Consider the following 11090-nt stretch of genomic DNA (forward strand, 5'->3'; position numbering starts at 1 on the left):
TTTTGTGGGATTCACAGTGGTCCGCGCATCCCGACAAGGACATTGGCCATGACGCGTCCCCAAGCGTCACCCGGTTGGAGCGGCGTGCCGAAATCCCGGTCGATCAGCGCGGGACAATCCCTGTGGCCGAAGCGATCCGCCGCGCCAATGACGGTTGACCAGATGACATGGTGCGCGGCGTCCGTCGCACGCCGTCATCCTTGCCTGAACTGAACTGACTGGTTTACGCTTGTCTTCGGGGACGCGGAAGGATTGGGGACGGGGCGCCAGCATGAACGCTGACCTGAAGGTCAAGAAGGGCCGCAAGTTCGATCAGGTCGTCGAAGGCGCCCGCACCGTCTTCATGCGCGAAGGCTTCGAAGGGGCCAGCGTCGACGCCATCGCCCGCGATGCCGGCGTCTCCAAAGCCACGCTCTACAGTTATTTTCCGGACAAGCAGCAGCTATTCATCGCCGTGCTACAGGCCGAATGCGACCAGCAATCGGAGATCGAGTTTGCCATCGCCGGCTGCGATATTCCGGTGCCCGAGGCCTTGCGCCTGATCTGCAAGACGTTGGTGGGCTTTGTCTTGTCCGATGTCGGGCAGGATATTTTCCGGATCTGCGTGGCCGAAGCCCAGCGCTTTCCCGAACTCGGGCGTGTCTTCTACGAAAGCGGGCCGAGGCGCTGGAATCGAAAAATAGCGCAATATCTCGAAAGCCCGGCCGCACAGAAGATGTTGGATATCGACGACAGCCTGCTTGCCGCCGACCAGTTGGCGCAGCTGTGCCGCACGGACCTGATGCTGAAAAGGGTTTTCGGGGTGCAAACCGATGTCACCGAAGCCGATGTCGATTTCATCGCGAACGAGGCCTGCAAGACCTTTCTCGCCCGATATCAGCGTCGCTAGGCATGGCCCGGTATATCGACCCGACACGCGAGAGTTTCGCCACCTTCCGCGAAATGCAGCGCGAAGGGCCGGTTCACATGCTGAACCTGCTCAAGTTCCGCGAGCGCGCCGCCTATGATGATGGAACCGAGTGTTCAGGGGCCGAAGCCTATCGTGCCTATGCCAGGGAAAGCGCGCCCATCTTTCAACGACTGGGCGGACGGCAAGTCTGGATCGGTCGCCCCGAGCTGATGTTGATCGGGCCGCAGGACAAGCTCTGGGACCTTGCCTTCATCGCCGAATACCCCGGCGTCGACGCCTTCGTGTCGATGCTGCGCGACGCCGCCTATCGAAAGGCAGTGCGCCATAGGCAGGCCGCCGTCGCGGAGTCGCGCCTGATCCGGATGGAGCCCGGCAACCCCGGCGGGGCCTTCGGCGAGATCGCGGATTAGTCGATCCGGCGTACCAGCAACTGGTTGCCCTGTCCGCGCTTGACCTCCAGCGTCCTGATCGCTTCGACAAGGTCGCTCAGCTTGCGCTTTCCATAGGTCCGCGTGTCGAAATCCGGGTTGGCGCTGGTCATGTACTGGCCAAGCTGTCCCAGCGAATACCAGTCGTCTTCCTGCCCGATCCCCTCCATCGCCCGGTGGATCAGATCCCGCGCCTCGCTGATCGGGCGCTTGTCGCCCGCTTGCTTGTCGTCTGCTTTCGGATCGCCCCCCTCCGACCCGAGGATGTTCTCGACAAAGATGAACCGCTTGCAGGCTTTGCGGAACGCGTCGGGCGTTTTCTTCTGGCCAATGCCAAAGACATCCAGCCCCTGCTCGCGGATCCGGCTGGCCAGTCGCGTGAAATCGCTGTCGGAACTGACGAGAACAAACCCGTCGAACCGGCCAGAATGCATCAGGTCCATCGCGTCGATGACCAGCGCGATGTCGCTTGCGTTCTTGCCCACGGTATTGGCCGGCTGGTGATGCGGCACAATCCCGAACTCGGCCTGCACATTCGACCAGCCCTTCATGTGTGACGAGCTGAAGTCGCCATAGATGCGCCGCACGCTTGCCTCGCCGAACCCGGCGATCTCGTCGAAGATCGCCTTGGCGTGCTTGTGGCTGGTGTTGTCGGCATCGATCAGGACCGCAAGAAGCGGGGTGTCATTGGCCATGTCGTCTCCTGTTTTTCATGCCCAGCCTCGCACGGATGCATCCGGCGGGCCACCCGCCTTCCGCGAGGTTGGTTGCCATGGGCATGGCGTGGCTACCTGGCCTCGCCGGTGGCAGCGGTGTCTTCGGGGCACGGGGTCTGACCGGCGATCAGGCGCGCCGATTCTTCGGCTTCGTCGGACGTGGACCTGCCCACATACGGAGACGGCCATTTCCTCGCCCAGATGCGCTGTCGCGGTCTCGGCTAACCAGGCCGATGCCTCGGGGCCCAGCGCGATGAAGGCGCCGGGGACCTGGTCATCGGCTGTGTTCACCCGCACAGTCAGCAATTGCTCGGGCGCAATGTCGATCAGGATGCCCGGCACGGCCAGCCGCAGGGGGCGCACTGCAGCCGGCGGTGTCTCCAACAAAAGGTCCGGTGGCGCGGGCGGCACATTTCCCCCGAAAGAAGTACCCCGATCGCGCTGAACGCCTCGCCAACGATCGAAAAGGGACCCTCAGTCTCCATCGGTCAGGTCCAGCATCATGACCAGGGCATCGACATAGCCCTCGGTCGGATGATGGAACGCACCCGGCAATCGCCCGACCACCTCGAAGCCAGCGTGCTGCCACGTCTTGATCGCGCGGGCATTGGTGGACACGACGAAATTGTACTGCATCGCGCGGTAGCCCATCTCGCGCGCTGTCTCGATGGAATGGGAGAGCATCGTCCGCGCCACGCCCTTGCCCTGCGATTGCCTGGCCGTGACATAGCCACAGTTGCAGACATGCGCGCCCCGGCCCGGATGGTTGGGGCGGATATAGTAGGTCCCCAGAACGGTCCCGGCGTCATCCTCGACAAGGAACACCGTCTTTTCCGGCGCGCACCAGAGGGCAACGGCACCATCCGCGTCAATCTCCGGGTCGACCGTGTAGGTATCGCCGGCCCGGAATACGGGCAGGAGGAGGTCAACCAAGGCCGACCTGTCCTGTTCATTGGCGTCTGGGGTGGCGCGGCGAATTCGAAGCGCACTTGTCATTTTGGATTACTTCGTACCACCGCCGCCGATCGTGCCGCCCGTGCTGCCCGACGGAACACCGTTCCCGACCACGACCTCGTCCCAGATATCGCCCAGACGATCCGCGATGGTTTCCCGCGCGTTCGAGTCGTCATCGACGTTGTAGACAACGAGGAACGGTGCCACGAGGCCGGATTCGTCGGCGCAGATGAACAGCGCGTCGATCACTTCGCCGCGCAGGTCATAGCCACCCAAGGTCCAATCCGACCGGCCGGTGAACCCGTCAGCGCCATAGCGCGACCGGTAGGTGCCGATCGTGGTCTCGGCGTAGTTCATGCAGGTTTCGCGGTCCGGCAGCGACGAGAAATCGGTCACGGTCCACCCTTCGGCTTGGGCCATGCCGGTTGCCCCGATCACCAGTGCCCCCGCTGCCGCCATCTTCCTGAAATTCATCTTGTCAGTCCTCCTGTTGGGGCCCGGTTCGACCGGACCGGGGAATTCTTCCCTTAATAAATCACGACCGAGCGGATCGACTCGCCCGAGTGCATCAGTTCGAAACCCTTGTTGATATCTTCCAATGGCATGGTGTGGGTAATCATCGGGTCGATCTCGATCTTCCCTTCCATGTACCAGTCGACGATTTTCGGCACGTCCGTGCGACCGCGCGCACCGCCGAATGCCGTGCCGCGCCAGCTGCGGCCGGTGACAAGCTGGAAGGGGCGCGTGCTGATCTCGGCGCCCGCCGGGGCCACGCCGATGATGATCGACTCGCCCCAGCCCTTGTGCGCCGACTCAAGCGCCGCGCGCATCACCTGCACGTTGCCGGTCGCGTCGAAGGTATAATCCGCCCCGCCCTTGGTCAGGTCGACAAGGTAGGCGACCAGGTCGCCCTCGACCTCGGTCGGGTTCACGAAATCGGTCATGCCGAAACGCTTGGCCATCACTGCCTTGTCCGGGTTCAGGTCCACGCCGACGATCTGGTCGGCACCGGCCATCCGCAGGCCCTGGATCACGTTCAACCCGATCCCGCCAAGGCCGAAGACGATCGCGCGGCTGCCGATTTCCACCTTGGCTGTGTTGATCACTGCCCCGATCCCCGTCGTCACCCCGCACCCAATGTAGCAGACCTTGTCGAAGGGCGCGTCGGGATGGATCTTGGCAACCGCGATCTCGGGCAGGACCGTGTGGTTGGAAAAGGTCGAACAGCCCATGTAATGCAGGATCGGCGTGCCATCGAGCATCGAGAACCGGCTGGTCCCGTCCGGCATCAGACCCCGGCCTTGGGTCGACCGGATCGCCTGGCAGAGGTTCGTCTTGGGGTTCAGGCAGTACTCGCATTCCCGGCATTCCGGCGTGTAAAGCGGGATGACGTGATCGCCCGGCTTCACGCTGGTCACGCCCTCGCCCACCTCCAGCACGACGCCGGCGCCTTCATGGCCGAGGATCGCCGGGAACAACCCCTCGGGGTCCGCGCCGGACAGGGTGAAATCGTCGGTGTGGCACAGGCCTGTCGCCTTGATTTCAACCAGAACCTCGCCCGCCTTGGGGCCTTCGAGGTTCACGTCCATGATTTCCAGCGGCTTTCCCGCTTCCAGTGCGACGGCGGCGCGTGTGCGCATGGTCCACTCCCTCCCTTGGGGTTGTTTTGTCCCGACCTTGTGCCAATCTGACAATTGAATCAACGGAGGAAACCATGACTCGTCCCCTCGCTATCGCCCTCGCGGTCTGCATGCCCGTCATGGCCTTCGCCAACGGAGGAAGCGACGGAATGACCGAACGCCCCAGCCGGGACCAAGGTCCTGATACGTGCGGCGCCGCCCAATACGAGTACCTGCTCGGCCAGCCCTACCAGGAAGCCGAGGCCCTGGAATTCGAGGGGCCGGTGCGCATCCACGCCTTCAATGCCATGATCACGATGGATCACCTGCCGAACCGTATCAATTTCGTCTACGGACCGGACGGCATGATCATGCGGATTTCCTGCGGCTGACCGGCCCGGCGCGCATCCATCTTGCGCGCCCCGGAGATTCCGCCTATATGGCCTTCAACAGCGGTGCCGTCGGGTCCAAACCGGCAGGCTCCACCGGGAAAGAGCAACGGGCCGCGCGCCCGTTTTTTTGTGTTTGAAACCTACCATGGACGGCATGACCGACCTTATCGCCAAAACCGCAATCGACCGCCGCATGGCCGAAATCCTGATCCCCGTGATCGAGGGGCTCGGCTTCGAGGTCGTGCGCATCCGCCTGCAGGGCGGAAACACCAAGACGCTTCAGATCATGGCCGAACGCCCCGAAGGCGGCATCGAGGTCGATGATTGCGCCGAGATTTCCAACGCGATCTCCGCCGTTCTCGATGTCGAGGACCCGCTGGAAGACGCCTACACGCTCGAAGTCTCCTCGCCCGGCATCGACCGGCCCCTGACCCGCCTCAGGGATTTCGAGACCTTCGAGGGGTACGAGGCCAAGATCGAGACGACCGACATGATCGACGGACGCCGACGCTTCAAAGGCGTGCTGGCCGGGGTCGAGGGCGACGAGGTGCTCATCAATATCGACGGCGAGGGAAAGAATGCCGAGCCCGTCACCATCGGCCTGCATTACGACTGGCTGTCGGACGCCAAGCTCGTGCTGACCGATGACCTGATCAAGGAGATGCTGAAGAGCCGTAAAGAGGCCGGCATCATCGACGAAACCCAATTTGACGAGATCGTGGAAGAGCCCGGCGAAGGGGCTTCCAAGGCGGAGGACTGAGACCCATGGCCATTACTTCGGCAAACCAGCTTGAACTTTTGCAAACGGCCGAGGCCGTCGCGCGCGAAAAGATGATCGACCCCAGCCTCGTGATCGAGGCGATGGAAGAAAGCCTCGCTCGCGCCGCCAAGTCGCGCTACGGCGCCGATCTGGATATCCGCGTGTCGATCGACCGCAAGACCGGCAAGGCCACCTTCACCCGCGTCCGCACCGTGGTCGAGGATGACGAGGTCGAGAACGAAAAGGCCGAGCTGACCGTCGAACAGGCGAAACCCTATCTCGACGATCCCAAGGTCGGCGACGTCATCGTCGACGAGGTGCCGCCGGTCGAGATGGGCCGGATCGCCGCGCAATCGGCCAAGCAGGTCATCCTGCAAAAGGTCCGCGAAGCCGAACGCGACCGCCAGTACGAGGAATTCAAGGACCGCGCCGGCACGATCATCAACGGCACCGTCAAGCGCGAGGAATACGGCAACGTCATCGTCGATATCGGCCGTGGCGAAGGCATCCTGCGCCGCAACGAGAAGATCGGCCGCGAGGCCTATCGCAACGGCGACCGCATCCGCTGCTACATCAAGGATGTCCGCCGCGAGACGCGCGGCCCGCAGGTCTTCCTCAGCCGCACGGCGCCGGAATTCATGGCCGAACTGTTCAAGATGGAAGTGCCGGAAATCTACGACGGCATCATCGAGATCAAGGCCGTGGCCCGTGACCCCGGTTCGCGCGCCAAGATCGCCGTCATCTCCTATGACAACGGCATCGACCCGGTCGGCGCCTGCGTCGGTATGCGCGGCAGCCGCGTGCAGGCCGTCGTGAACGAGCTTCAGGGCGAGAAGATCGACATCATCCCCTGGTCCGAGGACATGCCGACCTTCCTCGTGAACGCGCTGCAACCGGCCGAGGTGACCAAGGTCGTCCTCGACGAGGATGCAGAGCGTATCGAGGTCGTGGTGCCCGACGAACAGCTGTCGCTGGCCATTGGCCGCCGCGGTCAGAACGTGCGCCTTGCCTCGCAACTGACCGGGCTCGACATCGACATCCTGACCGAGGAAGAAGAATCCAAGCGTCGTCAGGCCGAGTTCGAGGAACGCACCAAGCTGTTCATGGACACGCTCGACCTCGACGAATTCTTCGCGCAGCTGCTGGTTGCCGAAGGCTTCACCTCGCTGGAAGAGGTTGCCTATGTCGAGTTGGATGAACTCCTGGTCATCGACGGTGTCGACGAGGCAACCGCCGAGGAACTTCAGGCCCGCGCCCGCGACTACCTCGAAGAGCAGAACAAGAAAGCCCTCGAAAAGGCCCGTGAACTGGGTGTCGAGGACAGCCTTGTTGAATTCGACGGCCTGACACCCCAAATGCTGGTTGCACTTGGCGAAGACGGCGTGAAGACGCTGGAAGATTTCGCCACCTGCGCCGACTGGGAACTTGCCGGCGGCTGGACCACCATCAATGGCGAACGCGTCAAGGACGAGGGTCTGCTCGAGGCCTTCGACGTGTCCCTTGAAGAAGCCCAGAACATGGTGATGACCGCCCGCCTGCAACTTGGCTGGGTCACCATCGAAGAGCTGGAGGCACAGGCCGCCGCCGAGGCCGCCGAAGCCGAGGGTGACGCCGAAACCGAGGAGGCCCGGGCCTAAGGGCCCGGACCGGAGGTCGCGCGGATGTCTCGCGGTGGCCGAAAAAAGGAAACGGACGGGCCGGAACGGCGCTGCATCGTCACCGGAGAGGTGGCGCCGAAACACGGCCTGATCCGCTTTGTCGTCGGACCCGACGGTCAACTGGCCCCAGACCTGCTGGAAAAGCTGCCGGGGCGGGGCATCTGGGTCAGCGCCGATCGCGCGGCCCTGGAAAAGGCCGTGGCGAAAAACCTGTTCTCGCGTGCTGCACGGCAGCAAGTGAATGTGCCGGACGGGCTGATCGACGGCATCGAAGCGGGCCTTGCCCGCCGCCTGACCGACCTTGTCGCACTCAGCCGCAAGGCCGGCGAGGCGGTCGCCGGTTTCGAGAAGGTGAAGGACTGGCTGGCCACGAAAAAGGTCGCCGTTCTGCTTCAGGCCAGCGATGGCTCGGAGCGTGGAAAAAGCAAACTCTGGACGCCCACGGGCGCCCGGTATTTCAGCGTCCTGACCGCCCGGGAATTGGGTTTGGCATTCGGACGCCAAAGTGTGATACATGGCGCGCTTGCCGCTGGTGGTCTGGCTCCTCGTGTAGTAGAGGGTGCCGCGAAACTACAGGGACTGCGCAAGGCAGACGGCGGAGTGACCGCCGAGAAGGACGAACGGAACGCATGAGCGATCAGGACGGAAAAAAACCCCTTGGACTTTCGGGCGGTGCACGCTCGGGCCGCGTGAACCAGAGCTTCTCGCGCGGGCGCACGAAGAGCGTGGTCGTCGAGACCAAGCGCAAGCGCGTGGTCATGCCCAAGCCCGGGCAGCAGAGCGCCGCAGCGCAGAACGCCGAGGGGAACAAGGGCAGCAAGACGGTTAACGACGCCGAGCTTGAGCGCCGCCTGAGGGCCTTGCAGGCCGCCAAGGCCCGCGAGGCCGAGGAAGAAGAGCGCCGCAAGCAGCAAGAGAAAGAGCGCGAGGAAGAGCGCGCCCGCCGCCGCGCCGAGGCCGAGGCCAAGGAACGTGAGGAACGGGAACGCGAAGAAGCCATCCGCGCCAAGGAAGAAGAAGAAAAGCGCCGCCGCGAAGAGGCCGAGGCCCGCAAGAACGCCCCGGCCGAACCCGCCGCGCCCTCGCCGGCCGAGGCCCCGCAGGCTGACAAACAGCCGCGCGGTGCCAGCAAGCCCGCCCCGCAGCCCGCGCGTCGCAAGGAAGATGACGACCGCAGTGGCCGTGGCAAAGGTGGCGACCGTGGTGGCCGCCGCTCTGGCAAGCTTACGGTAAACCAGGCCCTTTCGGGTGGCGAAGGCGGCCGTCAGCGCAGCCTTGCCGCCATGAAGCGCAAGCAGGAACGCGCTCGCCAAAAGGCAATGGGCGGGTCGGAGCCGCGCGAGAAGATCGTGCGTGACGTGCAGGTGCCCGAAACCATCGTGGTGTCGGAACTGGCCAACCGGATGGCAGAACGCGCTGCGGATGTCGTGAAATCGCTCATGCAGATGGGCATGATGGTCACGCAGAACCAGTCGATCGACGCCGACACGGCGGAACTGATCGTCGAAGAGTTCGGCCACAAGATCGTTCGCGTTTCGGACGCCGACGTCGAGGACGTGATCGACCAGGTCGAGGACAAGGAAGAAGATCTTCAGTCGCGTCCGCCGGTCATCACGATCATGGGCCATGTCGACCACGGCAAGACCTCGCTCCTCGACAAGATCCGTCAGGCCAATGTCGTCTCGGGCGAGGCCGGGGGCATCACCCAGCATATCGGCGCCTACCAGGTGACGACCGAATCGGGTGCCGTGCTGACCTTCCTCGATACGCCGGGCCACGCCGCGTTTACGTCCATGCGGGCCCGTGGTGCGCAGGTGACGGATATCGTCGTGCTGGTTGTCGCGGCAGATGACCAGGTCATGCCGCAGACGGTCGAGGCCATCAATCACGCCAAGGCCGCCAACGTTCCGATGATCGTGGCGATCAACAAGGTCGATAAGCCGGCTGCCGATGTGCAGAAGGTGCGTACCGACCTCCTCCAGCATGAGGTGATCGTCGAGGCGCTTTCCGGTGACGTGCAGGATGTCGAGGTTTCGGCCATGACGGGCCAAGGCCTGCCGGAACTGCTCGAAGCCATCGCGCTCCAGGCCGAGATCCTGGAACTGAAAGCCAACCCCGACCGCCCGGCCGAAGGTGCAGTGATTGAGGCGCAGCTCGACGTGGGCCGCGGCCCCGTCGCGACCGTCCTCGTGCAGAAAGGCACGCTGCGCCAGGGCGACGTCTTCGTCGTCGGCGAACAGTGGGGCAAGGTGCGCGCGCTGATGAACGACAAGGGCGACCGCGTGTCCGAAGCTGGCCCGTCGGTGCCGGTCGAGGTCCTGGGCCTCAATGGCACGCCCGAGGCCGGTGACGTTCTCAACGTCGTCGAGACCGAGGCACAGGCCCGCGAAATCGCCGAGTATCGCGAGCAGGCCGCCAAGGACAAACGCGCCGCCGCCGGTGCTGCGACCACGCTGGATCAGCTCTTGGCCAAGGCCAAGGCCGACGAGAACGTGGCCGAGCTGCCCATCGTGGTGAAGGCCGACGTGCAAGGTTCGGCCGAGGCCATCGTTCAGGCGCTGGAAAAGATCGGCAACGACGAGGTCCGGGTGCGCGTCATCCACTACGGTGTGGGCGCGATCACCGAAAGCGACATCGGCTTGGCCGAAGCGTCGGGAACGCCGGTTATCGGTTTCAACGTCCGGGCCAATGCACCGGCGCGCAGTGCCGCCAACCAGAAGGGCGTCGAGATCCGCTACTACTCGGTGATCTACGACCTCGTGGACGACGTCAAAGCCGCCGCTTCCGGCCTGCTCGGTGCCGAGATCCGCGAGAACTTCATCGGGTATGCCCAGATCAAGGAAGTGTTCCGCGTCTCGGGCGTCGGCAATGTCGCCGGCTGTCTGGTGACCGAGGGCGTGGCGCGCCGCTCTGCCGGTGTGCGCCTGCTGCGCGACGACGTGGTGATCCACGAAGGCACGCTGAAGACGCTCAAGCGCTTCAAGGACGAGGTCAAGGAAGTCCAGTCCGGCCAGGAATGCGGCATGGCCTTCGAGAACTACGACGACATCCGCCCCGGCGACGTCATCGAGATCTTCGAACGCGAAGAGGTGGAGCGCACGCTCGCCTGATCGCGGCCTATCGCAGAAACAAAGAGGGCGCCCAGACAGGCGCCCTTTTCTTTTGATATGGTCCTGTGGTCAGGCGGCTGGAACGGTATTCGGGTTCCGGAGCACGATCGACAGGTTCAGGACGCCCGCGTAGCTGACCCAGATCACGTAGGGCACGAAAAGAAGCCCCGCGATCCAGTCCATCATGAAGAAACTGACCATGGTGCCCACCACGGCCCCCCACAACATCGCGATGACCACGGCGCCCGCCTTCAACCGGCGCAGTCCGAAAAAGACCGGCGTCCAAAGCGTGTTGAGCGCGATCTGCATCGCCCAGAACCCCATGGCATGGGCGTTGTTTTCCATCACCGCAATGCGCGTCGCGGCATAGGCCGACCCAAGATAGAGCAACGTCCAGGCGATCGGGAACAGCCAGTTGGGCGGCGTCCAGTCGGGCTTGGACAGGTCGCGATACCAACGGCCCGGCGGAAACATCGACCCGGTCGCGGCAGCCGCGCAACACGCGGCGAGAAACAGAATGAAGACAGACCAATCCATGGGCTT

The 11090-nt window shown here is 63.8% G+C and carries 13 protein-coding genes; 8 read left to right on the forward strand and 5 right to left on the reverse strand.

The annotated features are described in order from the left end of the window. The first annotated feature begins 2 nt into the window (after nucleotides 1-2). The 3 genes from ABD923_RS12225 (at nucleotide 3) to ABD923_RS12235 (ending at nucleotide 1320) form a co-directional block, all read left to right on the forward strand. Nucleotides 3-158 carry a hypothetical protein gene (locus ABD923_RS12225; RefSeq protein WP_345229495.1) on the forward strand — a complete coding sequence of 52 codons (156 nt, stop codon included), beginning with the start codon at nucleotides 3-5 and terminating at the stop codon, nucleotides 156-158. Between the two features lie 113 nt (nucleotides 159-271). Continuing rightward, nucleotides 272-889: a TetR/AcrR family transcriptional regulator gene (locus ABD923_RS12230; RefSeq protein WP_259548706.1), complete on the forward strand. Its 618-nt coding sequence runs from the start codon at nucleotides 272-274 to the stop codon at nucleotides 887-889. 2 nt (nucleotides 890-891) lie between these two features. Next, the gene (locus tag ABD923_RS12235) at nucleotides 892-1320 is read left to right on the forward strand and encodes a DUF1330 domain-containing protein (RefSeq protein WP_259548704.1); all 429 of its coding nucleotides are present in this window, start codon (nucleotides 892-894) and stop codon (nucleotides 1318-1320) included. On the opposite strand, the gene ABD923_RS12240 is transcribed toward ABD923_RS12235, so the two are convergent. The 4 genes from ABD923_RS12240 to ABD923_RS12255 all read right to left on the reverse strand — a co-directional run bounded on the left by ABD923_RS12240 (nucleotide 1317) and on the right by ABD923_RS12255 (nucleotide 4648). Continuing rightward, nucleotides 1317-2033, reverse strand: a complete 717-nt coding sequence (locus tag ABD923_RS12240; protein WP_259548702.1) for an NYN domain-containing protein — start codon at nucleotides 2031-2033, stop codon at nucleotides 1317-1319. The genes ABD923_RS12235 and ABD923_RS12240 overlap by 4 nt on opposite strands. Before the next feature lie 495 nt (nucleotides 2034-2528). Then, a complete protein-coding gene (locus ABD923_RS12245) occupies nucleotides 2529-2987 on the reverse strand; it encodes a GNAT family N-acetyltransferase (RefSeq protein ID WP_310796398.1) in 459 nt (152 codons plus the stop codon). Nucleotides 2988-3056: 69 nt separating this feature from the next. Continuing rightward, complete coding sequence (locus ABD923_RS12250; RefSeq protein ID WP_259548698.1) at nucleotides 3057-3482, reverse strand: hypothetical protein; 426 nt, start codon at nucleotides 3480-3482, stop codon at nucleotides 3057-3059. 53 nt (nucleotides 3483-3535) lie between these two features. Further along, nucleotides 3536-4648, reverse strand: a complete 1113-nt coding sequence (locus tag ABD923_RS12255; protein ID WP_259548695.1) for an S-(hydroxymethyl)glutathione dehydrogenase/class III alcohol dehydrogenase — start codon at nucleotides 4646-4648, stop codon at nucleotides 3536-3538. 74 nt (nucleotides 4649-4722) lie between these two features. Between ABD923_RS12255 and ABD923_RS12260 the strand changes: the two genes are divergently transcribed. The 5 genes from ABD923_RS12260 (at nucleotide 4723) to infB (ending at nucleotide 10547) form a co-directional block, all read left to right on the forward strand. Beyond that, nucleotides 4723-5019 (forward strand): I78 family peptidase inhibitor, encoded by a 297-nt coding sequence (locus ABD923_RS12260; protein ID WP_222190032.1) that lies wholly within the window; start codon nucleotides 4723-4725, stop codon nucleotides 5017-5019. A gap of 154 nt (nucleotides 5020-5173) precedes the next feature. Next, complete coding sequence (gene rimP, locus ABD923_RS12265; RefSeq protein WP_259548692.1) at nucleotides 5174-5779, forward strand: ribosome maturation factor RimP; 606 nt, start codon at nucleotides 5174-5176, stop codon at nucleotides 5777-5779. 5 nt (nucleotides 5780-5784) lie between these two features. Beyond that, nucleotides 5785-7416 (forward strand): transcription termination factor NusA, encoded by a 1632-nt coding sequence (nusA, locus tag ABD923_RS12270; protein ID WP_259548690.1) that lies wholly within the window; start codon nucleotides 5785-5787, stop codon nucleotides 7414-7416. A gap of 24 nt (nucleotides 7417-7440) precedes the next feature. Then, entirely contained in the window at nucleotides 7441-8070 is a 630-nt protein-coding gene (locus tag ABD923_RS12275) for an RNA-binding protein (RefSeq protein ID WP_259548685.1), read from the forward strand. Then, on the forward strand, nucleotides 8067-10547 hold the full coding sequence (infB, locus tag ABD923_RS12280) for a translation initiation factor IF-2 (RefSeq protein WP_259548683.1): 2481 nt from the start codon (nucleotides 8067-8069) through the stop codon (nucleotides 10545-10547). The genes ABD923_RS12275 and infB overlap by 4 nt, the downstream gene beginning before the upstream one ends. 69 nt (nucleotides 10548-10616) lie before the next feature. On the opposite strand, the gene tspO is transcribed toward infB, so the two are convergent. Continuing rightward, complete coding sequence (gene tspO / locus ABD923_RS12285) at nucleotides 10617-11084, reverse strand: tryptophan-rich sensory protein TspO (protein ID WP_222190022.1); 468 nt, start codon at nucleotides 11082-11084, stop codon at nucleotides 10617-10619. Nucleotides 11085-11090: the final 6 nt, after the last annotated feature.

Source organism: [Roseibacterium] beibuensis (assembly GCF_039542305.1).
Taxonomy (GTDB): Bacteria; Pseudomonadota; Alphaproteobacteria; order Rhodobacterales; family Rhodobacteraceae; genus Roseibacterium; species Roseibacterium beibuensis.